26 protein-coding genes and 1 pseudogene are annotated in these 26,535 nt (G+C 47.0%); 8 read left to right on the top strand and 19 right to left on the bottom strand.

Annotation, left to right across the window (positions count from 1 at the left end; all coding sequences use genetic code 11):
- The first annotated feature begins 26 nt into the window (after window positions 1-26).
- The 5 genes from XDD1_RS18185 to XDD1_RS18165 all read left to right on the top strand — a co-directional run bounded on the left by XDD1_RS18185 (window position 27) and on the right by XDD1_RS18165 (window position 5,583).
- The gene (locus tag XDD1_RS18185) at window positions 27-1,439 is read left to right on the top strand and encodes an MFS transporter (protein WP_045973225.1); all 1,413 of its coding nucleotides are present in this window, start codon (window positions 27-29) and stop codon (window positions 1,437-1,439) included.
- Window positions 1,440-1,657: 218 nt separating this feature from the next.
- Window positions 1,658-2,581: a TPM domain-containing protein gene (locus XDD1_RS18560; protein ID WP_167541642.1), complete on the top strand. Its 924-nt coding sequence runs from the start codon at window positions 1,658-1,660 to the stop codon at window positions 2,579-2,581.
- Between the two features lie 164 nt (window positions 2,582-2,745).
- Window positions 2,746-3,882, top strand: a complete 1,137-nt coding sequence (locus XDD1_RS18175; protein ID WP_045973224.1) for a hypothetical protein — start codon at window positions 2,746-2,748, stop codon at window positions 3,880-3,882.
- A 148-nt stretch (window positions 3,883-4,030) separates the two neighbouring features.
- On the top strand, window positions 4,031-4,336 hold the full coding sequence (locus XDD1_RS18170; protein ID WP_045973223.1) for a hypothetical protein: 306 nt from the start codon (window positions 4,031-4,033) through the stop codon (window positions 4,334-4,336).
- A complete protein-coding gene (locus XDD1_RS18165; protein ID WP_045973222.1) occupies window positions 4,333-5,583 on the top strand; it encodes a type II toxin-antitoxin system HipA family toxin in 1,251 nt (416 codons plus the stop codon). The genes XDD1_RS18170 and XDD1_RS18165 overlap by 4 nt, the downstream gene beginning before the upstream one ends.
- 99 nt (window positions 5,584-5,682) lie before the next feature.
- Here the strand turns inward: XDD1_RS18165 and XDD1_RS18155 are convergent.
- Window positions 5,683-6,722: pseudogene (locus XDD1_RS18155) on the bottom strand (IS630 family transposase).
- 242 nt (window positions 6,723-6,964) lie between these two features.
- On the opposite strand from XDD1_RS18155, the gene XDD1_RS18150 reads away from it, so the two are divergent.
- Complete coding sequence (locus tag XDD1_RS18150; protein ID WP_197540996.1) at window positions 6,965-8,107, top strand: MFS transporter; 1,143 nt, start codon at window positions 6,965-6,967, stop codon at window positions 8,105-8,107.
- Window positions 8,108-8,464: 357 nt separating this feature from the next.
- Here the strand turns inward: XDD1_RS18150 and paaK are convergent, their stop codons facing one another.
- The 11 genes from paaK to paaA form a co-directional block, all read right to left on the bottom strand.
- Entirely contained in the window at window positions 8,465-9,793 is a 1,329-nt protein-coding gene (gene paaK, locus XDD1_RS18145) for a phenylacetate--CoA ligase PaaK (protein WP_045973219.1), read from the bottom strand.
- Between the two features lie 118 nt (window positions 9,794-9,911).
- Complete coding sequence (gene pcaF, locus XDD1_RS18140; RefSeq protein WP_045973218.1) at window positions 9,912-11,126, bottom strand: 3-oxoadipyl-CoA thiolase; 1,215 nt, start codon at window positions 11,124-11,126, stop codon at window positions 9,912-9,914.
- Entirely contained in the window at window positions 11,123-11,575 is a 453-nt protein-coding gene (paaI, locus tag XDD1_RS18135; protein ID WP_045973217.1) for a hydroxyphenylacetyl-CoA thioesterase PaaI, read from the bottom strand. Before paaI ends, pcaF begins: the two co-directional genes overlap by 4 nt.
- Window positions 11,559-13,202 (bottom strand): 3-hydroxyacyl-CoA dehydrogenase, encoded by a 1,644-nt coding sequence (locus XDD1_RS18130; RefSeq protein ID WP_045973216.1) that lies wholly within the window; start codon window positions 13,200-13,202, stop codon window positions 11,559-11,561. Before XDD1_RS18130 ends, paaI begins: the two co-directional genes overlap by 17 nt.
- Before the next feature lie 2 nt (window positions 13,203-13,204).
- Complete coding sequence (paaG, locus tag XDD1_RS18125; protein ID WP_045973215.1) at window positions 13,205-14,002, bottom strand: 2-(1,2-epoxy-1,2-dihydrophenyl)acetyl-CoA isomerase PaaG; 798 nt, start codon at window positions 14,000-14,002, stop codon at window positions 13,205-13,207.
- 3 nt (window positions 14,003-14,005) lie between these two features.
- Complete coding sequence (gene paaF, locus XDD1_RS18120; protein WP_045973214.1) at window positions 14,006-14,779, bottom strand: 2,3-dehydroadipyl-CoA hydratase PaaF; 774 nt, start codon at window positions 14,777-14,779, stop codon at window positions 14,006-14,008.
- Window positions 14,780-14,798: 19 nt separating this feature from the next.
- Window positions 14,799-15,902: a 1,2-phenylacetyl-CoA epoxidase subunit PaaE gene (gene paaE, locus XDD1_RS18115; RefSeq protein ID WP_045973213.1), complete on the bottom strand. Its 1,104-nt coding sequence runs from the start codon at window positions 15,900-15,902 to the stop codon at window positions 14,799-14,801.
- 17 nt (window positions 15,903-15,919) lie between these two features.
- Window positions 15,920-16,453 carry a 1,2-phenylacetyl-CoA epoxidase subunit PaaD gene (gene paaD, locus XDD1_RS18110; RefSeq protein ID WP_045973212.1) on the bottom strand — a complete coding sequence of 178 codons (534 nt, stop codon included), beginning with the start codon at window positions 16,451-16,453 and terminating at the stop codon, window positions 15,920-15,922.
- Window positions 16,454-16,481: 28 nt separating this feature from the next.
- Entirely contained in the window at window positions 16,482-17,273 is a 792-nt protein-coding gene (paaC, locus tag XDD1_RS18105) for a 1,2-phenylacetyl-CoA epoxidase subunit PaaC (RefSeq protein WP_045973211.1), read from the bottom strand.
- A gap of 11 nt (window positions 17,274-17,284) precedes the next feature.
- Window positions 17,285-17,572 (bottom strand): 1,2-phenylacetyl-CoA epoxidase subunit PaaB, encoded by a 288-nt coding sequence (gene paaB, locus XDD1_RS18100; RefSeq protein ID WP_045973210.1) that lies wholly within the window; start codon window positions 17,570-17,572, stop codon window positions 17,285-17,287.
- A 12-nt stretch (window positions 17,573-17,584) separates the two neighbouring features.
- A complete protein-coding gene (gene paaA, locus XDD1_RS18095; RefSeq protein WP_045973209.1) occupies window positions 17,585-18,529 on the bottom strand; it encodes a 1,2-phenylacetyl-CoA epoxidase subunit PaaA in 945 nt (314 codons plus the stop codon).
- A 328-nt stretch (window positions 18,530-18,857) separates the two neighbouring features.
- Between paaA and paaZ the strand changes: the two genes are divergently transcribed.
- Complete coding sequence (gene paaZ, locus XDD1_RS18090; protein WP_045973208.1) at window positions 18,858-20,930, top strand: phenylacetic acid degradation bifunctional protein PaaZ; 2,073 nt, start codon at window positions 18,858-18,860, stop codon at window positions 20,928-20,930.
- A gap of 114 nt (window positions 20,931-21,044) precedes the next feature.
- On the opposite strand, the gene XDD1_RS18085 is transcribed toward paaZ, so the two are convergent.
- Together XDD1_RS18085 and XDD1_RS19585 are read right to left on the bottom strand one after the other, a co-directional pair.
- Entirely contained in the window at window positions 21,045-21,731 is a 687-nt protein-coding gene (locus tag XDD1_RS18085) for a glycosyltransferase (RefSeq protein WP_167541641.1), read from the bottom strand.
- Between the two features lie 183 nt (window positions 21,732-21,914).
- Entirely contained in the window at window positions 21,915-22,079 is a 165-nt protein-coding gene (locus tag XDD1_RS19585) for a glycosyltransferase family 32 protein (protein WP_156979669.1), read from the bottom strand.
- 386 nt (window positions 22,080-22,465) lie between these two features.
- Between XDD1_RS19585 and XDD1_RS18080 the strand changes: the two genes are divergently transcribed.
- A complete protein-coding gene (locus tag XDD1_RS18080) occupies window positions 22,466-22,945 on the top strand; it encodes an Hcp family type VI secretion system effector (protein ID WP_045973206.1) in 480 nt (159 codons plus the stop codon).
- A 33-nt stretch (window positions 22,946-22,978) separates the two neighbouring features.
- Here XDD1_RS18080 and XDD1_RS18075 read toward each other — a convergent pair whose 3' ends face one another.
- From XDD1_RS18075 to XDD1_RS18055, 5 genes are all read right to left on the bottom strand, one after another.
- On the bottom strand, window positions 22,979-23,416 hold the full coding sequence (locus XDD1_RS18075; RefSeq protein ID WP_167541640.1) for a DUF1240 domain-containing protein: 438 nt from the start codon (window positions 23,414-23,416) through the stop codon (window positions 22,979-22,981).
- A gap of 88 nt (window positions 23,417-23,504) precedes the next feature.
- The gene (locus tag XDD1_RS18555) at window positions 23,505-23,948 is read right to left on the bottom strand and encodes a DUF1240 domain-containing protein (protein ID WP_052705750.1); all 444 of its coding nucleotides are present in this window, start codon (window positions 23,946-23,948) and stop codon (window positions 23,505-23,507) included.
- Window positions 23,949-24,081: 133 nt separating this feature from the next.
- Complete coding sequence (locus XDD1_RS18065) at window positions 24,082-24,966, bottom strand: hypothetical protein (protein WP_052705749.1); 885 nt, start codon at window positions 24,964-24,966, stop codon at window positions 24,082-24,084.
- Between the two features lie 57 nt (window positions 24,967-25,023).
- The gene (locus XDD1_RS18060; RefSeq protein ID WP_231854436.1) at window positions 25,024-25,224 is read right to left on the bottom strand and encodes a hypothetical protein; all 201 of its coding nucleotides are present in this window, start codon (window positions 25,222-25,224) and stop codon (window positions 25,024-25,026) included.
- 224 nt (window positions 25,225-25,448) lie between these two features.
- Window positions 25,449-26,534: an aminotransferase class V-fold PLP-dependent enzyme gene (locus tag XDD1_RS18055; RefSeq protein WP_045973826.1), complete on the bottom strand. Its 1,086-nt coding sequence runs from the start codon at window positions 26,532-26,534 to the stop codon at window positions 25,449-25,451.
- Window position 26,535: the final 1 nt, after the last annotated feature.

Genomic DNA, 26,535 nt, shown 5'->3' with positions numbered 1-26,535 from the left:
ACTCAACCTGTGTCAGGACAACAATGATGATAAAGACTGAGGAAAGCCGCTGGAGGGATCTGTTTTCCAGCGAAAATGCGCCGAGTGCGATCGCACTTTCACTGGGCGTGGGATTGATGGCAGTGAATACCCTAATTGCGATTACGATCCTGCCTTCTGTCGTCAATGATATTGGCGGATTGAATCTCTATGCCTGGAATACGACATTGTTTGTTGTGGCATCGATTATGGGTTCTATTCTCTCGGCGAGATTATTGAGTGCATCGGGCGCAAGAAATGCTTATCTGGTTGCCGCGCTGGTCTTTTTCATCGGCAGCTTACTGTGTACCCTTGCATCGACGATGGAAGTCATGCTGATTGGCAGAACCATTCAAGGGCTTGGCGGAGGGTTTCTGTTTGCCCTTTCCTATTTGATGATTAATCTTGTCTTTGTTCAATCACTTTGGCCTCGGGCGATGGCACTGGTATCGGGGATGTGGGGCGTGGCGACTTTAATCGGGCCGGCGATTGGCGGGATTTTTGCTGAAATGAACGCATGGCGTTACGCTTTTGGCATTATGCTGCCGATTATTCTGTGTTATGCGGTATTTACCTACCGGATTTTGCCTAAAACAGAGGCACAGAATAAAACCAAAACCGCATTGCCCTTTGTGCAATTGATCCTACTATCCGCCGCGGTACTGGCGGTTTCCGCTGGCAGTTTGTCACAAGATATCCGGCTCAACATTACCGGTATTGTTGTGGCGGTGATATTGGTCGCTTTATTGGTCATTCATGAACGCCGGACTTCAACAAGATTACTGCCTAAAAATGCCCTGAGTTTGCGTTCTCCCCATCTGGTTTTATTCGCGACGATCGCGCTATTGGTCATTGGCTTATCGGGCGATGTTTTTGTCCCCTATTTTCTGCAAATGCTGCATGGGCAATCCCCTTTGGCTTCCGGTTATATGGTGGCTGCCGCAGCCGTGGGCTGGACGGTAGGAGAAATGCTCAGTGCGAGTTGGCAAGGGGCAAAGATGCGGTTTGCGATTGTCAGCGGCCCCGTTTTCATGCTGGTTGGCATGTTGCTGTTGCTTGCATTGCTGCCATCCCAATCGGCAGGAGAATGGCAGATAATAGTGCCGGTAATCTTAGGCTTGGGATTGTTTGGCTTTGGGGTTGGGTTCGGCTGGCCTCATCTTTTGACCCGTATTTTGCAGGTTTCCAGTGATGAGGATAAAAGCATTGCTGGTTCATCCATTACGACGGTGCAGTTATTTGCCACGGCATTTGGTTCTGCATTGGGGGGAATGACCGTCAATTTATTTGGATTTTATCAGCCTGGCGGAATAACAGGCGCTGCATCTTCTTCTCATTGGCTATTTTTACTCTTCTCCATTGCCCCCATATTGGCATTATTCACCGCATTTAGGGCAGCAAAAATTAAAGCGGAAAAATAAATTTAATCAACGGCATTATCGTAAAAATAATGCCGTTTTCTTGATTACGTATAATGGGATATATCCGTATAATCATGGAGATTGATATCATAAATAAGAGTTAAGGATAGTTGATGCTAATAATTTCCCATATGCCAAAGGATGGTTGTAATACCTCAATAATACAACCGAGAATAAGCTGTACTTTAATAATAAAATATTTTTTTATCCTGTTTTTATTGCTTATCGGAATAAGCAATGGATCGGCAGGAGAGATAAAACAAGAAACCATCACGGTTGATGTTCCTGCGCTAAACAAGCGTATAGCAGATACCTCTAAGGTACTCACGAAAGAAGAGCGCCAACGTCTGACCCGCCAACTGAAAAAACTGCAATCTGAAGAAAAGGTACAGATGGCAGTCCTGATTATTCCGACGACGGGCAGTGAAACTGTTGAAGCATTTTCCGCCCGTGTATTTGATAAATGGAAGTTGGGTAATAAAGAAAACAATGATGGCATTTTGTTTTTGATCGCTTCTGATGATCATAAAATGCGTATTGCAGTTGGTTCCGGTTTAGAGCGTAAATTAACCGATGGCAAGGTTGCACGCATTTTGCGTGAAGATGTGAAGCCAGCTTTCAAAGAACAGGCTTATTTTGAGGGGATTAGCAATGCCATTGATTCAGTTGACACATTGCTGAAAAACACCAGCCAAGCGGAAACACTGAAAGAAACAACGAAAATAACTCAGGTTATCGCCGAAGACGACAGCGCATTCGACCAGATATCCGGTAAAGATATTGCTGCACTATTGGGTTTCTGGCTGGTCAGTTTGTTCTTCTTGCCAATGATGGTTTTCCGCAAGGGGCACTGGTTTAAACGTTTCCTTAAATGCGCCTTGACCATAGCGGCAGGAACCTATCTGTTGAATCTCATTGGATTATTTTCCTCCATTCCGGCAGAGTTTTATCTATTAGTCCTGATGTTGCCCGTGATTTTGGTATTTTGGGCGATCTCTACCGTGTGGTCACTATTGAAAAGCCTATTCGGTGGTCTTTTCGGCGGCTCTGGCTCTGATCGCACAAGCAGTGACGACGGTAATGATAGCTTTTCTGGTGGCGGTGGCAGCAGTGATGGCGGCGGCGCTTCGGGTGATTGGTGATTTGTTTTTGGTATATATAAAAGACAACACACGTCGATAGCATCGACATATGAGGATTACGTGTCGATTTTTTTCCATTTTATCGACATATGATCTTGTCATGTCGATGCTATCGACATAAATTTATTTTGAATAATGAACCCCCAATTTGTGGTGATTTAACCATGAGTGTATATCAGTATTATCATTTCGAGCGGCATGATGGCGTGCTGTCTGCAAAGCAAAAAAATGCACTTAGAATCCTCTCCAGCCGTGCTGAAATCAGTTCAACCCATTTTATGGTTCATTATGACTATGGGGATTTAAAAGCCGAACCCTCGGAGTTGATGGCACAGTATTTTGATGTGGGAATTTATTACGCGGATTGGGGGCAGGTTATTTGCTACTTGAAAGTGCCGCTAAATACGGTTCCTCAGCCATTTATGGAAGTTGATGATGGTGAGTTCACGCTCTGTGAAGATGGCGAAAATTATCAGCTATTCACTTTTATCCTCAATGAAGATGATCGTGATCTGGAGGATGACGATGCAGAAGATTACCTGCAACATTTGAGTTCGTTGCGGTTGGAACTGCTGAACGGGGATTATCGTCTGCTATACCTGCCTTGGCTGAAACGCGCATTTGAGGGTGATAATACGCTGAGTAAATTGCCATTGATTGATTTTGACTTTAAGCACTTATCTGAAGCTCAATTGGCATTTGCAGAGTTATTCTATATACCCTTAGAAGCGTGCAGGGCTTTGAATATGTTGCTTGCATCATCGCAAGCGCATGTCGCAGAAACCAAACATCTGACGGCGGCAGAAGAAATTGAACGACTGTCTGCATCAGACAAAGACAGGTTATTGAGAGAACTCTTTGAGCAAGGGCAGCTATCGGCGACTCAGGCGCGTGCGTTGGTCGGTAAACCGATAGCCAACAGAGATTATCAATATTGGTTGAGTACTTCATCTCTTGAAGATTATTGGCAGGCAGCGAATGACGAAATAGTACGTGAACGGTTGATTGTGGAAGAGCAACAGCGCGAAAAGATGCGGCGCGAAACGCTTGAACGGCTCAATAAAATCTTTTCATCAAGGGAAGCTCACTGGAAAAATGTGCAGAAATACAGTGAACAGGGGCATGCCAGCGCTTATGATAAAGCGGCTAAAGAAGTGCAAGATCTGTACGATGCTTATCTGGCCAATAACGCACTGGTTGAGTTTATTCCAATCTATCAGAGATTTGCCAAGCAGATAGAAAGAAGAAAAACATTGGTTCGTCGATTGCAATCCCTGCACCAGCAAATCTTTGCTGATTGATATTTTCCTCGCCATTTGGCGGGGGAGCCGAATAGAGTCTATTTTTTGTGAGGCTTGTTATCTGAATTCATTGATTCCTTATGTATATAGGACTATATTCCCATTAATTGGTTATTAAATGGGAATATAGTCCTAGTAGAGATAGAACATGGCAAAGCGAGACTTACACAAGGTGTTGTTTCCCAAGCAACGTAAGATACTGAGTATTTTTGGGGAAGACTTGTTGTTGGCGGTTAAACGCCGAGGATTCACCAAACAGATGATTTGCGACCGCACGGGCTTTGATAACAAAACGGTGAATAAAGTCTTTGCTGGCGATCCTGGCGTGGCGATTGGTACCTATCTTAAGGTGATGGCGGTGCTGGGAATGGAGGAAAACTTTGCGAAGCTTGCCGCGCATGATGAAGTGGGTATCAAGCTCCAGAATATCAAACTGCTGGAAGGTTCGAAATGAGTCGTCCAATAGTCAAAGTATACGCATCTTGGATTCCGGTTGATCCTCCCTTATTAATTGGTCAATTGATGTTTGCTGAAACCCATCGTGGTGGGGTGTTCAGTTTTACTTATGACAAACACTTCTTGAAATCCGATTATTGTTTACAGATCGATCCACTCCTAACGCTGCATGGTGGTGAGCTTTACAACGACTCTCCAGATAAGAATTTCCGTGCATTTTTGGACTCGTGTCCAGATCGCTGGGGGCGAATTCTCATGCAGCGTCGAGCCGCGATTGAGTACCGCAAAGGCTTGTGCTCGAGTGCCAGGCTCACTGAGCTGGACTATTTGTTAGGGGTACATGATTCCTATCGAATGGGAGGAATTCGTTTTAAAACAACAGAGTCGAAGGACTTCTTAGACAACAATGCGGAATTTGCAGCACCACCCATGACATCGCTACGTGAGTTAGAGCATGCTGCCATCCAAATAGAAAAAGACGATGACACTGACAGTGATGAGTATTATCGCTGGCTCAAGATGCTTATTTCTCCGGGTTCATCATTGGGGGGTGCCAGACCCAAAGCCTGTGTGACAGACAAAGAAAAACATCTCTGGATCGCCAAATTCCCTAATCAAAATGATACATTCGACGTTGGTGCTTGGGAAATGGTGTGCTATGAGTTAGCCTTGGCTGCTGGTATTGACATGTTTCCGAGTGAAATACGTAAATTCTCCTCTGAGCATCATACGTTTCTGACCAAACGATTTGATCGTGTTGGCGACAAGCGTATTCACTTTTCATCTGCGATGACACAGCTTCAATATTACGATGGTGAACATTCCGAAGGGGCGAGTTATCTCGAAATAGCCGAGTTTTTAACAAATCATGGCGCGCAAACCAAAGCCGATCTAGCTCAACTGTGGCGTAGGATCCTATTTAATATAGCGGTGTCCAATACTGACGATCACCTCAGAAATCATGGTTTTTTACTCACCAACAAAGGATGGAAGCTTTCACCGGCTTATGACCTTAACCCCATTGCTGGTAAACAAGGCTTGCACCTTAACATTACCGATACCTCTAATGCACTTGATTATGGTTTGGCATTCGAAGTCATCGACTTCTTTCGCTTAACTCGTGATGAAGCCACCCAGATTTATGATGACGTGTTGGGTGTGGTGAAGGATTGGCAAGTGGTTGCGAATCGTTTGGGGATCAGCCGTACTGAACAATTGGGCAAGCAAGAGGCGTTTAATCTATAGCGGAGTTTCTTGTATTAAACAGTTAGTTGTGGTGATACTCCTTCGGCTTTTGGCAACCTTCTGATAGTAAAAAAGCCAGCTATAACAATGTATACCAATCTAACTTGAAGATGCAGGTTTTAAAATCTGAAAGTTGTCAGTCAGTCTAGTCGTGAGTTCTTTCGCTTTTTCTGGCAAAGTGACATGAAAAAAGTGACGAAGGGTTTCACGGAATGTCTTCGCATCCGGAAAATAAACATTGTTACGTACTTGCTCATTCATATACTTCCACAATCGCTCTATTGGATTGAGGTTTGGGCTGTAAGGCGGTAGGTAATGCAGTTCAATATTAAGGACATATGCCACCTCTTTCACCAATTTTTGCCCGGTGGTAAACCGCCCCCTCCCGGAATATAATAATTTTTTGGGGAAAGTGGGTAAGTTTTTTTATAGGGCCCGAAAAAATACCCATTATTTTCGGCATTGATACTCGGGATTTCACGGATCACGGTGTCTTCAATTCGTTGTAAATTGAGGGCGCCCAGAAGATTGAGACGGGTACGCCTGCCGGTGGTTTCGACCACTTTTACCTGATTTTTCCCCGCTTTCATCCAACCATAGCTGAGCTTTGTGGACTGCGAAGGATGCACCGCATCAATAAATAGGATAGGTTCATTCTGACCTGCCCGGTCTTTCAGAGACTGGTAGTCATCAATAAATTGTTGCTGCTTATCCGCATCGAATTTATGAGGAACGCCCTTTGGCTTTTTGTAGCTGAAACCTTGTCGGTGAAGCCATTTCGTCATGCCTCCCACGCTGAAAGACACCTGCCAACGAGCTCGTACATAATCCACAATTTGAGCGGTCGTATGCAGCAAATTTGCCGTCAAATAATCAACCAGATCGGCGGTTTGTTTGGCAGAGAGATGGCTTTCAGAACCGCCATTTTCGGGGGTGAGTTTTTCCTGCGCGATGAAATCTTTTAGGTGACGGCTTACCGTAGTTTCATGAATACGTAAGGCCTGAGCAATCATCTGAGCTGTCCAGCCCTCTGACGCCAAAAGCACGGCCTTGATGCGATCACAGACTCGACTATCACGAGTGGTATCATGCATCAATTCGAGGGCACGTTTTTGTTCTGGTGTCAGATGAATTTTCATGATTGCAAGCATGATCGGGTTTGGATAAGAAATCAAGCATCTTCAATGGCGATTGGTATATTCCTTTAAAACGTTCAAAAGGAGTCATATTGTCATTCCTATTCTGGATTTAAATTCCATAATAGTATGAAAAAAGAACAAATATAAGATTTATTTTTTCCAATAAACTAGGCGCAACAATTGATATTAAGTCGGAGCCTTTTTTAATGTCTTCTTATTCAACATCAGTCGCAACAGAATCAGTGAACCGTGGCGGTCTTTCTATTGTTATCCTTGCAGTAGCAGCTTTCATTATTGTCACAACAGAATATCTCATTGTTGGGCTTCTTCCCGCATTGTCCCGTGATTTAAATGTTTCAATTTCAGCCACTGGACAACTCGTTACGCTGTTTGCGTTTACAGTCATGTTGTTCGGGCCAGTACTCACCGCATTATTATCTCACATCGAACGTAAGCGTTTGTTTATAGTTATCTTGCTGATCTTTGCGGTTTCTAATGCTCTGGCCGCAGTTGCTCCTAATATTTGGGTACTTGCTATCGCCCGTTTTATTCCTGCGTTGATGTTACCCGTATTTTGGGGGACAGCGAGTGAAACGGCTGGACAAATTGTCGGCCCACAACGTGCAGGCCGAGCCGTTTCACAAGTTTACTTAGGCATCTCAGCCGCACTACTATTCGGTATTCCATTGGGCACTCTTGCCTCAGATTCCATTGGTTGGCGAAGCACATTCTGGGGGTTAGCCGGCCTGTCTCTTTTGATGGCAATTCTCATGTTTATCTTTATGCCTACCGTTGCACGACCGGAGAAGATAAAAATTAAGGAACAAACACGTATCCTAAAAGATCCTCGATTTGTAGCTAACGTGGCGTTATCTGTTGTTGTTTTTACTGCAATGTTCACCGCTTACACTTATTTAGCGGATACATTAGAACGCATTGCCGGGGTGCAACCTGCCTATGTCGGATGGTGGTTAATGGGCTTTGGTGCTATTGGCTTGATGGGAAATTGGCTCGGTGGTCGATTTGTTGATCGCAATCCACTAAGAGTTACTGCGATATTCACGTTACTGTTAGGTCTAGGAATGATTTTCAGTGTGCCACTGGCTAGCTCTTGGTTCCTTCTCGGAATATCGTTAGCGCTATGGGGTATTGCTTACACCGCGTTATTTCCCATTTGTCAGGTACGTGTGATGAAATCAGCGTCACATGCTCAAGCATTGGCAGGCACGTTGAATGTCTCCGCCGCTAATGCAGGGACGGGGTTAGGTGCAATCATTGGTGGGGTAGCAATCACACAATGGGGTCTGGGCAGTATTGGCTACGTGGCTACCGGTATTGCGGTTATCGCTATTCTTATGGTGCCGTGGATTGCGCGGTTAAAATAGTTGCAGCTTTATATCCGGTTTTATTGCAGACTGACAGCTGTGATGTGCGTTCAGAGAATGAGGTCATTCTGTTTCACCACAAATAGAGATGCGCCCGTCTGAGCAATATTCGGTAGTCAGTTTCTTATCGCCACGATGAATGTCGATTTTGCCATCTGCCGGTATAATGACCATAAGTTGTTGTTCTCAGAAATACACTGCGAACCGATAGGAATTCCAGAATATATATTTGTGACGTTCTGTGTTGAAGAAGATTGTTCCTGAATTAGACATTTTTGAAGGCACGATTTTATTTTCTTTAGCAAAAATTTTAATCGTGCTCTCAGACAATGGGGGCTTTCTTAGGTGAATTTCAAGTTAACCATGTGGCCGATTATCAATCACCCGCACCGCTTTCCCTTCTGAACGCGGGATAGTTCCGCAGTTGACAAGGCTGACTTCGGCATTGAGTCCTGTCATGGATTTAATGTTATGGCGCAACTGCTGGCAGATGTCGCTGCGTTGTTGCTCGTTCAACCGATCGGGATCTTTCAGTTCGACCTTGATGGATAATTGGTCATAATTACCGATACGGTTTACTTCTATTTGGTAGTGCGGTGAGAGCGCTTTGATGCGCATGATCTGTTCTTCTACCTGTGAGGGGAATAGGTTGATGCCACGGATAATCAACATGTCATCGGAACGTCCGGTGATCCGGTCCATACGGCGCATGTTGCGTGCCGTACCCGGCAATAAGCAGGTCAGGTCGCGGGTGCGGTAACGGATTATCGGCATGGCTTCTTTGGTCAGCGTCGTGAGAACCAGTTCGCCCGTTTCGCCATCTGCCAGATTATGCAGGTGGTCAGGATGAATCACTTCAGGGTAGAAATGATCTTCCCAAAGGGTAGAGCCGTCGGCGTGTTCCAGTGATTCCATCGCAACGCCCGGCCCGATGACTTCGGACAGGCCGTAGATATCCAGTGCCTTGATGCCCATGCGTGTCTCAATTTCAGTACGCAACGCGGCGGTCCACGGTTCTGCGCCAAAGATACCAATCCGTAAGGAGCATGTGCTGGCATCTCCACCCATTTGGCGTTCCAGCTCATCCAGTAAGGTCAGACAGTAAGAGGGTGTCATCATGATGACATCCGGCTGAAAATCCATAATCAGTTGCGCCTGCCTTACGGTGTTGCCGCTGGACATCGGAATGACGGTCGCTCCCAGCCGTTCGGCACCGTAGTGTGCGCCTAAGCCCCCCGTGAACAGTCCGTAACCGTAGGCAACGTGAACTTTGTCTTTGGCGCTGGCACCGGCAAAGCGCAGGCAACGGGCGATGATGTTCGCCCAATTGTCGATATCCCGTTGGGTATAACCGACGACAGTCGGTTTTCCTGTGGTGCCGGATGAGGCGTGAATGCGTACTACTTGCTCCATCGGGACGGCAAAGGTGCCAAAAGGATAATGTTCCCGCAGATCTTGTTTGGTGGTGTAAGGAAATTGGCTGATGTCATCGAGTTGCCTGAAATCACTCGGATGGATACCCGCTGCATCAAACTTGTGGCGGTACATGGGGACGTTATTATAAGCGTGGTTGAGCGTCCATTTTATTTGTTGAAGTTGCCATGCCTGAATCTCATCACGTGAAGCAAACTCAATGGAATCCGGGTGTTCAGAGGATTTTTTTAGATGTTGTACGCGGTTGCTCATCGTTTCCTGTCCTTTTGTTGATTTGTTTGTAACAGGTGGCTTTTGTCGTTATGTGCACGTCGTTGTCGGTCGTTATAGGTCGTTATTGCCGGTGTTGGTGAAGTCAGATCAGTGTGTATCAGTTAATGCGTTCAATAATCATGGCAATGCCTTGCCCTACGCCAATGCACATGGTGCACAAGGCGTAGCGTCCGGCGCGGCGCTCCAGTTCAAGGGTGGCGGTCAGTGCGAGGCGGGCGCCGCTCATCCCCAGAGGATGCCCCAAGGCAATTGCGCCTCCGTTCGGGTTGACGTGTTCGGCATCATCCGGCAGTCCCAGTTGGCGCATGACCGCCAGTGACTGCGCGGCGAATGCCTCGTTCAGCTCAATAATATCCATTTGGTTTAGGGTTAAGCCGGTGAGTTCCAGCACCTTGCGGGTCGCAGGCAGTGGCCCGATCCCCATGATGCGTGGTTCTACGCCACAGGTTGCGGTTGCGACGATGCGTGCCCGTGGTGTCAGCCCTTGGCGTACTACCGCCGTTTCTGAGGCGATAATCAGTGCCGCCGCGCCATCGTTGACGCCGGAAGCGTTGCCGGCGGTAATGGTGCCACCAGCCCGGAATGGGGTTTTGAGCCGTTGCAGTTGTTCGAGCGTGGTTGCTGGCCGGGGATGCTCATCCTGTGAGATGAACGTGGCTACGCCTTTTTTGTTGATTGGCGGCAGAGTCACCGGGAGGATTTCTTCGGCCAGTACGCCGCGCAGTTGGGCGCTGGCGGCACGTTGCTGGCTGCGTAGGGCGAAGGCATCCTGGTCAGCACGGCGAATGTGAAACCGGGCGGCGACATTTTCTGCGGTTTCTGGCATGGAGTCTGTGCCGAATTGCTGCTGTATCAACGGGTTAATAAATCGCCAGCCCAGCGTGGTATCAAAGATCTCAGCCTGTCGGCTGAATGCACTGTCTGCTTTGCTCATCACAAAAGGGGCACGGGTCATGGATTCAACGCCACCGGCCAAAATCAATTGGGCATCGCCGGATTTAATGCTGCGTGCGGCGAAAGCCAGTGCATCCAAACCGGAGCCGCACAACCGGTTGATGGTGGTGCCGGAGACCGAATCGGGTAATCCCGCCAGCAATACGGCCATGCGTGCGACGTTGCGGTTATCTTCCCCGGCCTGATTGGCGCAGCCGAGGATCACGTCATCAATTTGCGCCGAATCCAGTGCCGGATAACGCGCCATCAATGCCCGCAGCGGCAAGGCGGCCAGATCGTCAGCCCGCAGGCCGGCCAGCGCCCCGCCATAACGCCCGATAGGGGTGCGTATCCCATCACAGATAAATGCGTGGCTCATGATTGCTTTCCTTTGGTCAAAATAGGCTGACTGAGGCGATGGGAATGGCCGCGAAAAAAAGCCACCGGCTTGCCGTTTTGATTGGTGATTTCCACATCGTACAAGCCCGTGGTTTTCCCCTGATACTGCACGGACGCGGTAGCCGTAAGGCGATCGCCCGCTAAGGCCGGACGAATAAAATCAATGCTGCCACTGGACGCGACGGCGGCCAGCCCCTCGCTGTTGCAGGCGTAGGCGAAAGCGGTATCCGCCAGACTGAACAGAATGCCACCGTGACAACTTTGGTGGCCGTTGAGCATGTTGGGCGTGATCTTCATGCTGAGCCGGGCGAACCCGGTATCGATATGCTCGATGTGCATTCCCATCTCTTGCGCACAGGCGTCCTGGGCATACATGGCTTCAATATGGCGGCGAGCCTGTTGACTTGCCGTGTTATCGCGGTCTTGCATGGTCGTCCCCTTTCTGGTGTTTTGGGGTCTGGGGGAGGAGTAATTGGGTATACCCCGCCGCGAGCTGGCGTAGCAAGGGCGCAGGGCGGTAACGAGGCTCCCCGTAGAATTTTTGTAAGTTTTCCAGCGTGGTGAGAATGTGCTTCCAGCCCAATTGCTCTCCCCATGCCAGCGGGCCGAGGGGATAGTTCACACCGTAGCGCATCGCCAGATCGATATCTTCAGCACTGGCAATGCCTTTGTTGACGGCATCCAGTGCTTCATTGCACAGCATGGCGACGGTGCGCATCGTTAACAGGGCGGGGTAATCCGGCAGGAGGATCACTTGCTTACCGAGGGATTGCAGGAACCCGATTACTTTTGCGGTCTGTTGGGGCGTATTCTGGCAAGCGGCACTGAGCGTGATGATGGAAGCCGATTGGTGATTAGCAGAAAGATCGAACTGCATCACGGGTGACCTGATTTCATCAGCAATTTGGGCACAGGTTCTCCCTTTGGTCAGCCTTAAGAGAATGTCATCAATCTGCAACGTCGGGCAGTGGAATCGGTCATTGTTGTTTTCTTCGAAGGTGATCCCATATTGCTGTTGCAGCTCAGGTTTTTGTAACAGGGCAACAAAGTGCGGCAATGCGGCCCAATGTCCGGTCGCTTTGATCCGCATGGGTGGTTTCTGGGTTTTGGCATGGAGATATTTCGGCGCTATTTTGGGTTGTAGCTGAGTCTCTTTTTTGCCGTTGTTTCCTTTTGTGTCATGGGGGCTTATGTCATAGAGGTAAAAACCACGGCCGCGTTTTCGTCCGAGATGATTGGCGTCCACCAGTTCTTTCTGCCGCAGTGAAGGCTGGAAACGAGGATCGCAATAGAAAGCCTGGAACAGGGATTGCGTGACGGTGTAGTTAATGTCATGGCCGATCAAATCCATCAGTTGTAACGGCCCCATCGCGAACCCCCCGGACTCTTTGAGAACGGCATCCAGCGTAGCGGGATCGGCAATTTGCTCTTCCAGTGCGCGCAGGGCTTCGGCATAGAATGGACGGGCGATGCGATTGACGATAAACCCCGGTGTAGAACGGCAAATCACGGGCTGTTTTTTCCAGTGGGTCACGAGGGTGTTGAGCATTGCCACGGTTTGCGGCGAGGTTTCCAGCCCCTGCACGATTTCCACCAGTTTCATCAGCGGGGCGGGGTTGAAAAAATGTAATCCTGCCATGCGTTGTGGTGCCGACAGAACACCGGCAATGGCGGTAATCGATAATGATGAGGTGTTGCTGGCAAACAGGGTTTGGGGTGAACAGATAGATTCCAGTTGTTGGAAGAGATGCTGTTTGGCGTCCAATTGTTCGACAATCGCTTCAATCACCAGACCACACGGTGCCAGGGCATGTAACGAATTCACCGGTGTGATGCGCCGTAACAGGGCTTTTGTTGCATTGGCGTCGGCTTTGCCTGCTTCCACACGGCGATGCAGTCGGGCGCGCAAATTGTCCAGTGTCTGACCTGCCGCTTCGCGATTGGCATCAAACAGCAGGACGGAATGTCCTGCTTGCGCTGCGACCTGAGCAATGCCGATACCCATTGTTCCCGCCCCAATAACGGCGATGGGGCCGTGAAGGTGAGGCGTGTTCATGATCATTTCCCCTTAAACGTCGGCTGGCGTTTTTCAATGAACGCATTAACCCCTTCACGAAAATCTTCGCTATGCCCGCACCGCTGTTGTAAATCACATTCGAGAGCAAGCTGTTGTTCCAGTGAATGGGTTGCGGCGGCATACGTGGCCTGCTTGATGCAGGCAAGCGCGAGGGTCGGTTGGGTGGCAAGGTGTTGTGCCAGTTGCTGGGTTTTGTCTTCCAATTCTTCCGGCTCCACCACCTGCCAGATCAGCCCCCAGCCCAGTGCCTGTTCAGCGCTGATTTTGTCGCCCAAGAGCGCCATGCCCATGGCCCGTGCGTGCCCAATCTTATGCGGCAGAAACCAGCTACCGCCGGAATCGGGCATCAGGCCAATGCGACAGAAAGCCTGAATAAAGCTGGCCGTGCGGGAGGCGATAACGATGTCACAGGCCAGCGCAAGGGAGACGCCGGCACCGGCGGCTACGCCGTTGACGGCGCAGATAATAGGCTTAGGCAAGGCCGTCATGCGCCGGATGAGCGGATTGTAGTAGCGTTCAATGGATTGGCTGAGATCGGGAATACCCCCATCTGAAATGATGGCATTGCGATCATGTAAATCTTGTCCGGCACAGAAGCCGCGCCCGGCGCCGGTGAGCCGGACACAGCGTACCGATTCATCCTGTTCGGCAATGTTCATCGCCTGACTGAGTTGTTGATGCAGCTCCTCGTTAAAGCTATTGAGGCATTCTGGACGGTTGAGAGTAATGCTTAGGACACCTGCTGTAATATCAGTGAGTACCATTGACATGTTTTCCATCTATCAGAACCCCTTGAAGGTTGGTTTACGTTTTTCCAGAAAAGCGGTGATGCCTTCCTGACGATCGGTGGTGCCCGCCAAAGCAACAAAGTGCTGGCGTTCGGCGAGTAGCCCTTGTGACAGGCCGGTTTCTTGTGCGGCGTTGAGGGCGGCTTTGGCTGCCCGCAACGCCAGGGGAGAAAATGCACTGATGCGTTGTGCAATCTGTTCTGCACGTTCTAATGTCAGGGCATCAGTGCAAACTTCGCTGACCAGCCCCGCTTCTTTGGCGCGTTGGGCATTAATAGCCTCGCCGGTCAGTACCATTTGATAAGCCAGTGCCTTGCCGACGCTGCGGATGAGGCGTTGCGTTCCCCCCGCCCCCGGCATCAGCCCTAAGGTGATTTCTGGCAGGCCAAAACGGGCATTTTCGCCACAAATCACCAGATCACACGCCAGGGCCAGTTCGCAGCCAGCGCCCAGTGCGTAACCATTGACGGCGGCGATCAGCGGCTTGCTGATATGGTTTAAGCGCTGCCAGAGTTGGGGACGGCGATCCGTCATGGCGGTGGCAACGCTTTGTTGTTGCAGCTCTTTCAGGTCGGCACCTGCCGCGAAACAGTGTGACGATCCCGTGATAACCATAGCGCCGGTTTCGTTATCTGCTTCCGCGTGTTCCAAGTGCTGCACGAGTTGTTCCAGACAGTCATTGCTGAGGGCATTGCGGACTTCTGGACGGTTTAGGGTTAATGTCCGCACTCTTTGTTGCTGGTGGCATAAAATCCATTCCTGACTCATGGTAGCTCCTCACTTTTGACTAGACATCGAAATCCACAACGACGCCATCCCCTTTCGGCCATGACTGGCAACTTAAGAGGTAGCCCGCCGCCAATTGTTCGGGTTCGAGGCTGTAGTTCAGCCTCATGTCTACTTCACCGGATTTAAGCCGGCATTTACAGGTCGCACATACTCCTCCCTTGCAGGCGTAGGGCAAATCAGCCCCTTGGCGTAGCGCGGCATCGAGGATGCTGTCATCGTCGGCGAGCATGACAATGTTGAGGGTGCGACCATCCAGATGGATCTCAACACGGGTTTCACTGCGTTCTGCAAGATTGGCAGGATGGGAACCCATCGCGGTTTTTTGGGCTTGTCCGGTATTGAAACGTTCACTATGAATGCGTTCGGCAGCGATTCCTGCCTGCTCCAGCGCAGAATGAGCATGATCTAACATGGCTTCCGGCCCGCAGAGAAAAGCCTGATCAAATTGGGCAAAATTGAGCAAGGTTTTGCCGATGCGGTTCAGGTGTTCCGTATCAATGCGTCCGTTAAACAGCGGGCTGTCGGTGGCTTCCTGACTGAATAGGTACAGCACCTGAAAACGGCACAGGTAGCGATTTTTGAGATCGGCCAGCGCTTCTTTGAACATCACGGAGCGGCTGGTGCGATTGCCATAAATCAGGGTAAAAGTGCTATCGGGTTTCAGTGCCAGCGTACTTTTGATGATTGATAAAATAGGGGTGATACCCGAACCGGCGGCGACAGCCAGATAATGCCCCGGTTGGCCTGTGTTAGGGGGATGGCTATGGGGGTGATGTCCGAAACTGCCCTGTGGCGGCATGACGTCCAGTTCATCCCCCACTTTTAATTGCTGGTTGATAAAGGTTGAAAAACGGCCCTGAGGGATAGCCTTGACGCCAATTTGTAATACGCCCTCCAGCGGTGAGCTACAGATGGAGTAGCAACGGCGTAGTTCTTCGTTATTGACGGTCGCCTTGAGTGTCAGGTGTTGGCCGGCGTGATAGCAGAAATGGTTTTTCAACGCATCGGGAACATACAGGGTGACGGTCACGGCATCCGGTGTTTCTCGTTCGATGGCAGCAATCGTTAATCGATGAAATCTGTGTCTATGAAAACCAGACATCTTCTTCTACTCCCTAGCTAGAGACATTTGAAATAATCAAACGGTTCCAGACAAGCGCAACAGCGATAGAGCGCTTTGCAGGCTGTGGAACTGAATTCGCTGATTTTTTCGGTTTCATGGCTGCCGCAGTACGGACAGGTGATGGGTTCCATGTCCGCCGTTTTTTCACACACCCATCCCTGTGGGGGCGCAATGCCGGATGCGCGTAAGCGTTGCCTGGCCTCGGCATTTATCCAGTCTGTGGTCCACGCAGGGGTGAGACTCACTTCAATGTACACCGGAGAAAAGCCGGCTTGTGCCAGCGTTTCCTGCATGATTTCGATCAGGTATTCCGTTGCAGGACAGCCGGAATAGGTGGGGGTAAATGTCACCTGCCAGCCGTGTTGCAATGGCGTCACCGCCCGTATCATGCCGAGATCGGTAATGGAGAGCGCAGGCAGTTCAGGATCAGCAATTTGCTGGAGACATTGCCAGATTTGATGAATTTCCGGCGGCTGTATTGCTGAATGCAAAATTGCCGAATGAAAGCGTGTATTGCCTTGCTGTGCCATGATCGCCTCCCATTATTCTCTGTTTTTATTACCAATTGCAGTTTGGGTAGGTGCGTTGCAGGTACTGCATTTCCGCCAACAGGTAGCCCAAATGTTCCGTATGCAGCCCTTGTTTGCCGCCTTGTCGATAGGGCGATGCCTGTGGCACGGCTAACGCGGCTTCGGCGAACGTTTTGTTGATGATTTGCAACCAAGGTTCATGCAGGGTGCCGGGATCAACGGCGATGCCTTCTTCTGCCAGTTGTTGCTCAATTTCGTCGCACTGGAAGAGTTCACCGGTAAAGCGCCACAGTTGATTGACGGATTGCTGGATTTTTTCGTGGCTCAGTGCGGTGCCACCCCCCAATCTGATCATCCAGCCCCGGCTGAATCTCAGGTGATATTCCACTTCCTTCAACGACTTGGCGCTGATCGCCGCCAACTGGGGATCACGGCTTTGGCTTAGCGCCTGATGCAGCAGGACGTGATAGGCATCGATAAAAAACTGGCGTACCAGTGTGTCGTTAAAGCCGCCATTGGGCTGTTCCACCAGCAGCAGGTTGAGGAATTCGCGCTCATTACGCCCAAACGTCAGATGATCTTCATCCCGCCCGGTTCCAGCAAGGGTGGCGGCGTAGCTGAGGAAATGGCGGGCTTGCCCCAACAGGTCGAGGCCGATATTGGACAGAGCGAGGTCAATTTCCAGCTCCGGCGCATGTCCGCACCACTCGCACAGGCGCTGTGCCAAAATCAGCGGCGTATCTCCCTGGCGGAGAACATACTGGCGGAGAACATCGTTGAACCGAGCCTGTTTGGGGGATGAAACGCTGGGTATATTCATCTTCTTGTCCCCTACATATTCTTGATGCCGTCAGGAATGGCGTAGAAAGTCGGATGACGGTAAATCTTGTCCTCCGAGGGGTCGAAGAAAGCCCCGCGATCTTCCGGTTGTGAAGCCACCAAATAGCGGGATTTCACCACCCAGATGGAGCAGCCTTCATTGCGCCGGGTGTAGGCATCGCGTGCGTTCTCCAGCGCCATTTGATCATCTGCCGCATGAAGACTGCCGACATGACGGTGCGCCAGTCCTTGTTTACTACGGACAAACACTTCATACAGTGGCCAATCGGTATTGTTCATTGGATGACTCTCCTAATCCCGGCGCTGTTTCAGGGCGTGAACCAAAGCCGCCTCTCGTACCCAACTCCCGTTCTCCCAAGCCCGGCGTTTGGCTTCCAGACGTTCGTGATTGCAGATCCCCTGTCCTTTCAGCACTTGGTAAAATTCATCCCAATTGATTTCACCAAAACGGTAATGCCCGGTTGTTTCATCCCAGGCCAGTTCAGGATCGGGGGCTGTCATGCCCAGCGCTTCCAACTGTGGCACGGTGTTGTCGATAAATTTTTGCCGCAGTTCATCATTGCTGAATCGCTTGATTTTCCATGCCATGCTCTGGGCGCTGTTGGGGGAATCACTGTCATTGGGGCCGAACATCATTAGTGTCGGCCACCAGAAGCGGTTAATGGCATCCTGTAACATGGCGCGTTGGGCTTCGCTGCCCTTTGCCAGCACGGTGACTGCTTCATAACCTTGCCGCTGGTGGAAACTTTCTTCCTTGCAGATTTTTACCATCGCGCGGGCGTAGGGACCGTAGGAGGCACGGCACAAGGCAACCTGATTAACAATGGCTGCGCCATCCACCAGCCAGCCAATCACCCCAACATCCGCCCAACTGAGGGTGGGATAGTTAAAGATTGAGGAATATTTCATCTTGCCATCTAACAGGTTTTGGTAGAGATCCTGTCGGGAACAGCCGAGTGTTTCGGCGGCGCTATAGAGATACAACCCGTGCCCGGCTTCATCTTGTACTTTCGCCAGCAATACCGCCTTGCGGCGCAGTGTCGGGGCACGGGTGATCCAATTGGCTTCCGGTAACATGCCGACCACTTCCGAGTGTGCGTGTTGACCGATCTGGCGTATCAGATTTTGGCGATAGGCTTCCGGCATCCAGTCTTTGGCCTCTATCGCAAGATCTGCAGCTATTTTTGCGTCAAAACGCTTTGTATCAAGATCTTCCTGACATGGATCAGTTGTCATAGGTGACTCCATTATGATTCTTAATTGTTTAAATAAAACATAAAAATGAATCACTTTTTATAACCACAAATCTACAAATTAGTAACAGAAATGGCAAACACCAAAGTTGTATATTTGTTGTTCATGTCACAATATGAATATTTATTCTTTATAAAACAATGGGTTTATTATTTTTATTGAGTAGCGGAAAGAATATTAATAAGTGACTAGGTGCAAATGTTTTTATTTTGTTAATTTTATGGGTGGTTTTGTCAATCCTATATGTGATACATAAATAGCATTTTGTTACCTCATGATTGTTTCATTGATTAAATCGGTGGAGAAGAAAATGCAACAGTTAACGAGTTACCTTTGTGGCGCTTGGGCTGATGGGCAAGGCAACACAAGGACGATCCATCATGCCGTCAGCGGCGAAGCCTTGTATCAGGTCTCTTCAGAAGGCTTACCCTTGGCCGAAAGTTTAAAATATGCCCGTGAAAAAGGAGGAAAAGCGCTGGCTGCGATGACATTCCAGCAACGCGCGCAGATGATGAAAGCAGTGGCAAAACACCTGCTCGCTAACAAAGAAGCCCTGTATGCCATTTCCACGGAAACGGGCGCAACCCGTGCGGATAGTTGGGTGGATATTGAGGGGGGAGTCGCAACGCTTTTCTCCTATGCCGGATTAGCCGGGCGTGAGTTGCCGGATGATACCCTGTGGCCGGAGGATGAGATGATCCCGCTGTCTAAGCAGTCTCAGTTTGTGGCGCGCCATGTGCTGACTTCCCGTTCCGGTGTGGCACTGCATATCAATGCGTTTAACTTTCCGTGTTGGGGGATGCTGGAAAAATTGGCACCCACGTGGATGGCCGGTATGCCGGCGATTATCAAACCCGCGACGGCATCCGCCCAACTGACACAGGCGATGGTGAAAATGATCATCGACAGCGGTCTGGTGCCGGAAGGGGCATTGCAATTAATCTGCGGGGGTATTGGTGATCTGTTTGATCATCTCGATTATCAGGACGCCGTGACATTTACCGGCTCGGCACAGACAGGATTGAAGTTGCGTGCCCATCCCCGGCTGATAGAAAAATCCATCTCTTTTACGATGGAAGCGGATTCGCTCAACTGCTGTATTTTAGGCGAGGATGTGACGCCTGATATGCCGGAGTTTGGTGTTTTCATCAAGGAAGTTACCCGTGAAATGACCGTGAAAGCGGGTCAAAAATGTACCGCTATCCGGCGTATTATTGTGCCCGCGAACCAAATCGAAGCGGTCAAGCAAGCGTTGCTCAAACGGCTGGCAGGCGTGACAGTCGGTGATCCCGCTTTGCCGGAAGTGCGCATGGGGGCGTTGATTAATAGAGAACAGCGTGATGAGGTGCAGGCGAGGGTTAACGAGTTGCGCGATAGTGGTTGCGAGGTTTTGTGTGGCGGTTCACTGGATAAATTGGTGCTGGCAGGCAATAGCAACCGCAATGGGGCATTTTACCCGCCCACGTTGCTCTATTGCGCTGATCCCGTGACAAATCAGGCGGTACATAGCACGGAAGCCTTTGGGCCGGTTTCCACATTAATGGCGTATCAGGATACCGGGCAGGCGATTGCCTTGGCGATGATGGGACAGGGGAGTTTGGTGGGTTCACTGGTGACGGCAGATGAGCAGATTGCGCTACAGGTGATCCGTGCGACAGCGTGCGCTCATGGACGTATGTTGGTGTTGGATGAAGCGGCATCGGCGGAGTCCACGGGGCACGGTTCTCCGCTGCCTATGCTGGTACATGGTGGGCCGGGGCGTGCCGGTGGCGGAGAAGAATTGGGGGGCTTGCGTGCCGTGAAACATTATATGCAGCGCACCGCGATCCAAGGCAGCCCAAGTATGCTGGCTGCGATTGGCCGTGAGTGGGTTCGTGGCGCAAAAGTGAAAGAAGAGCCGATACACCCATTCCGCAAATATTTTGAACAAATTGACATTGGTGAAAGTTTGCTGACTGCCCGCCGGACGGTGACGGAAGCGGATATTGTGAATTTCGCCTGCCTGAGTGGCGATCATTTTTATGCCCATATGGATAAAATCGGTGCGGCGCAATCCCTGTTTGGTGAACGTGTCGCACATGGTTATTTTATCGTATCGGCAGCAGCGGGCTTGTTTGTTGATGGTGCGGTTGGGCCGGTGCTTGCCAACTATGGGATGGAAAATCTGCGCTTTATTGAGCCGGTCAAAATCGGGGATACCATTCAGGTGCGTTTGACGTGCAAGAAGAAGGTCAAGAAAGTTCAGAAAACCCCGGAAGATAAGCCACATGGTGTTGTCATGTGGGATGTACAGGTATTGAATCAGGAGCAACAGCCGGTGGCGCTTTACAGCATTCTGACACTGGTGGAGCGGCAACCGGGGGATTTTGTGGCGTCGGTGTAACTACGGTCATAGGTTTAGGATAAACCCATTGAGATTTGCTAAGCCGAAAGAACAGAAGAGCCTGGGGATATTAAGGGTTGCGGTAATCCTCAGGCTGTTTACTCCCATCAGATGCTAAGTGAATGGATCTTCATCAAAATCAGGCCCTGTTATGTCAGTCGTATAATCAATTCGCCTAATCTCACGACTATATGCAACATTACGTTGATGAGGATCAATACCTGTTCTCCATACAGGATCTTGTATACCGCATCTTGTATCCAGATTGATTTGGTTAGCGTTGTTTAATTTCAATGCCAAATCGACCCTCTTATCGACCTCATGATATTTATTGAATCTTTTGACTCTACAGATTTCATCCGCTTTAGGTGATTCATACATTTGAATAGACAGATGATGTTTTTTTATCTGAATCGCCATTTTTAATAAAATTTTAAAAATCTCTTTTGATTGAGCAAGGGAGGCAATAATGGCATTGCCAAACCTATTATATGGCGCACCAAAATGCTGCCAGCCTTGCCCACTACAATCACCAATTCCTATACCAGACTTAAGGCGTAAATCGGCAAATCTAGCACTGCCTCTGCCAAGCATATTTTTTATGCTTGTATCACTCAATTCGACATCAGCATCCAGATATATTCCTCCTTCCATATATAAGATAACCAAGCGGGCAATATCACTGGATGAGGCATAATTATGATAATTACCTTTCAGATTAATACGATATATATGTTGCAGATAATTCATTAAATCAACATATTCCCCATAGCGCCTGGCGTTATCACTTTTCTTCTTCATTTTAGTAAAATAACTGAAACAGTTTAACATGGGATCTTGAATGGAACCCAAGTGATGGGCTTGCCTGGATAGAAATTTGAAAGCAACGTCAACATTTTTATAATTGAAATTAATGGGTACTTCACCAATATCAAATTCAGTTCCATGATATCCAAGTTTTATTTTCCTTAATGTATTAATGTATTAATGTATTAATGTATTAATGATTAATGCGTTGCTATCGTTTTCTCCCCAAATATTGACTTCAAAACCTGGATTGGCACATTTGATGGTGATAATCTTTTTCAAATCTTCTTCTGGTATGTTATTGCCAGCCCAGAAATAATGGATTTTTTTAGGGATATCCATAAGTTACCTCCTAATTATCCTAAGTTTAGGAAAAATCCCATAATGTATATTATTGTAATGTCATTATATTATTGTGATATTTATCACATTATAAATTATCAATGTTATTGATGCTTTATGACAAAATTGTCATCAAAACTTGTATGTTTCATTTTTCAATACAACTTTCAGTACAACTACGGTATGGAAAATCTGCGCCTTATCGCATTCTGACACTGGTGAGTGGGTGTGGCATCGGTGTGACTATGGTCAGGGTTAAAAGATGATTTAAATAGCTATTTTTTATCTTATTAATGCTATTAATATATTTTTTATATGATAAATTGCTTTTTCTGGCTTAGAGACTTAAGCCGTTGCGTTTAAATAAAAACTAGGATGGTGATATTATGTCATATATGATTTATTTATCGTTAAATGGTAAGAAGCAAGGTTTAATATCAGCAGGGTGTTCAACTCTCGATTCGATAGGAAACCGATACCAAAAAGGACACGAAGACCAAATACAGGTACTTAGTCTAAATCACTCAATATCGCGTCAGCAGAATGTAAGCCATCAACCGATACAGTTTATCAAACCTGTAGACAAATCTTCTCCACTATTAGAAATGGCCATTGATTCTAATGAATCGCTAGATGGTAAATTTATTTTTTACAGAACCAGTCAAACAGGACAGTTAGAACTATTTTATAAAGTAAAAATCACGGAAGCAACTATCACGGAAATTTCCTGTACTTATCCGAACTCTATAAATGATTTTGATGCCATGCCATATGAAAGAGTTATACTTAACTATAAATCAATCTCATGGAACCATGTGACGGCAGGTACATCTGCCTATAGCATATGGGAAGACCGAGTTTATTAAAAAAATATTTCTAAGCATATATCTAATATATGCTTAGTGACATAAACTTGGATCTTTTACATATTTACTCGGTGCATTCCATGATGATTTATAACAAGTGGAATATCCTAGGTTCTTTAATTTATAATCAGCATACCAAGACACAGGGAAACTAATAACAAAACCTAAAATTCCAATAAAAGTGAGGATCTTAAAAATTGAATTATTGTTTTTTGGCATTTCTAGAAAAAACAAATAATAAATTGGGGCAATACAAAAATAACATACCAAAGGATAAGAGAACAATATTACAAACATCCTCCATGAACACACAACAACATTCGAAAGATTATACACAGATAAAAAATCATCAATAACAAAAAAGAGCACCGCATTCATTATTAAAAGTAAAAACAATGAACTTATTGCTACAATTGCTTTGTTTTTATTGTCCACACTTACCTCTTTAACAATGGTTTTTTCTACATTCATAGTAATATTACAAAAAATTATAAATATCATGTTAATCTACAAACGCTATTTCAAGTTGAAAACTAAATATATATATTAAATATATATTTTAGTTACATAACTTTGAATTTTTCACATATTCATTTGGTGCAATTAAAGACTTTTTACTGCACGTTATATAGCCAGAATATTTTAATTTATTATCAACATATAAAGACACAGGAACACTCAATAATAAAGCCACAAAAAATATCCATACCAGAAAATTAACGACACGCCCCCTATATGGACGAGGACTATCTGAAAAACAAGCACACATAATGGAAAACAACAAATGAAAACTTATCGGAAATCCAAAAGAAATAAAAAACACTCGCCAAGAAAAATACACTTTTTCTTTTAAATTGATGAGTGACATAAAATCATGCCATGAAAATAAAACCACTATGGACATAATAATCATAACCAACAACAACATTAGTATATAAAACACCCTGCTCCAAAAAGGAAGAATAACTGGTTTTTTACATTTATTTTTAACCTTATTTGACATACGGAAACCCCATCGTAATAACAATAAAAAACACCTAAATACGTTTTCATAATAGTGATAGTTTGCAATCTTGTCCTGAGCGACATGTGGGACAAGATTTATTCTTATCATGTTGAAACGATATTTAGAATACTTAATTCCATGGCCAAATAGCTGGAGTACTCAACGCCATAGCTTGACGATTAATCTCATAATAATCCCCCTGTATTTTTTCATCCACTTCTCTAATACTTTTTATAACTTTATCCGTTATCCCGAACTCATTATCAAGATAATATAAAGCGACTGCTATTCCAACACCAATAAAAAATAATCCAACAGAAATGCCAATTATACTTACACCAGCAGCTAAGAAATAACTTGACGCTACTTTACCAACAGCGGTAGTTACTAACGTAGTAATTAACAACTTGGCTGTATCAACTGTTATATTTCCCAAAAATTCAGCAAGAGCGTATTCATCTTTTGTCATCAACTCAACAGCTCTATAAGCAAGAGAAAAAATTATACAAAACTTAGCTCCTGCAACTATGCCATTTGCTATACTTTTTGAACCAATACCTATTTTTAATATTTTTTGATTATCAAGACGATAATTTGTTCCTGTGATAAATTTTCTCACACTTTCTTTACCTGTTATCTTAATGTATGTAGCTCCTCCTCTTCCTTTATACTCTTTAGCTTCAACACCCAGGCTCTTAAACTCCTTTATTATTTTCATCACACCAATAGACTCAAGAATATTTCCCACAAACGAAGATGCAGGGTCAGTACATGAAAATACCTTATCCTTCCATGCCTTATGTTCACCATTTTTACAAAATGCAGATTTTAAAAACCCAAGAGCCTCCTCTAAAGTAATTAGAGCGTAATGCTCTTCATTTTCATTTAACTTTCTTTCAAGCTCAGCAAATTGGTTCTTTCTGTATTCTTCTAACTGTGAAAAATGCTTTAATTTTCCATCGTCACCATCAAATATAACCATACCATCAACAAAATCGCCTGAAATTCGCTTCATATTCATTCCCTCATAAGTTGATATAAATTATTAATAATAATCTAGAACAAATCAGCTTTAATGTGTTAAATTACCTGATTCAAACTTTAATGATAAAACCCTGCCATCCGAAACCCGCATGTTTATCCCGTCAGCCTGAGCTGATGACAATAGTTGAAAACAAAACATCATCATCACAGCCAGTTTATCTTCTGATCTGGCCGGGCTATTGGTTAATACGTTACTTATTTTCTGCATCAATTCTTCTTTGTCATCCATACGAAAAAACCTTATTGTTAATCATTAGGTTATTATATGACAATTTTACACAAAAAATGTCCATCTCAATCACATAATAAAAAGCATAAATCCCTAATGACTCATCAATAACGCGTAATTTTAAATAAAAAGACGTTTAATCTTACCTACCAGAAAACAACAGAAATTAAGTCACGCGAATAGATAATTTATCTATTTAATTATTTATATTTCAACCGACAGTTTTATTCCAACAAACAACTTGCCCGCAAAATACGCATAACAGTATCCGCACCGCTACGATTAGGGTTGATGCGGATCATACGTTGTTCCAGGGTGGGATCGGTTTGGCGGAAGGTGCCGGAAATGCGGTAAAACAGGGGCGGGATTTCAAACTTTGATTCTGCGCCGACCGGATAAGGCAGTGCACCCAGTGTATGGGCTGTGGTGAGGACTTTTTCTGCAATCGGATCGTGAAATTCGACTAATAACACTTTTGATTGCGCATTGGCGAGAAAGGCGTGTTTTACTTGTGGCAACTCCCCTTGATTTAAACGGGTCACCAGTTCGTCAGTCACTTGTGCTTGTACGGCGTGCATAACTGGCGCGAATACCATCCCCCGCAAGGCTTCCATTGCCTGATAACCTTGTATCTGACAGCCGCCGGAGTACATGCTGTGGCGCAGGTTATCAATGGCGGCTTGTTTTCCCACCACCATTCCAACGCCTTGTGGCCCCAATAGCTTGAAACACGAGAAGGTGGAAAGGGTCGCGCCGTACTGACAGCCAATGTGTGCCACTTTCATGGCGGCGTAGTTGTCATCGATCAATGAAGGAATGCCATGTTGAGTCAGGGTGTCGATCACGGATTGCAGGGAATAACGGTCAGAGATCTGTTGGCGGGTATGTTGCACCAGGCTGGCGGCAGGCTGGTATTGCTGAATGGCTGCCACCATTTGTTCTGGATGGTTGAAATCTGCCCGAATGACACGAAGTCCCATTTGTTCAATGGATGTTTTGGTCGTGGGATAAATCGGTGCGTTATGCACAAGTAATGTGGAGTTGGGACTGACCAAGGCGGCCAGCCCCGCGCGCAATGCGCCTGTTCCGGCTCCATTGACAAAAGCGGCGGTTTCAGCGCCAAAAAATTCTGCAATTACCGCCTCAATGCGTCGGGTCATTCGCGGTTGGTGTAGATCTGGGACCAAGCCCAGATCACCTTGCGAAAGAAAATCAGCACCCGGAAAGTGACGACAGATGATATCCACCAGCTTAAACTGCTGCTGCTGTGCTTGTGCCATCGTCATACTTTGCAATGGATAAGTTTGCAAT

The organism is Xenorhabdus doucetiae (genome assembly GCF_000968195.1).
In the GTDB taxonomy this organism is placed as follows: Bacteria; Pseudomonadota; Gammaproteobacteria; order Enterobacterales; family Enterobacteriaceae; genus Xenorhabdus; species Xenorhabdus doucetiae.
The sequence above is the reverse complement of the archived record's forward strand: the minus strand, read 5'-3'. Positions and strand labels throughout refer to the sequence as shown.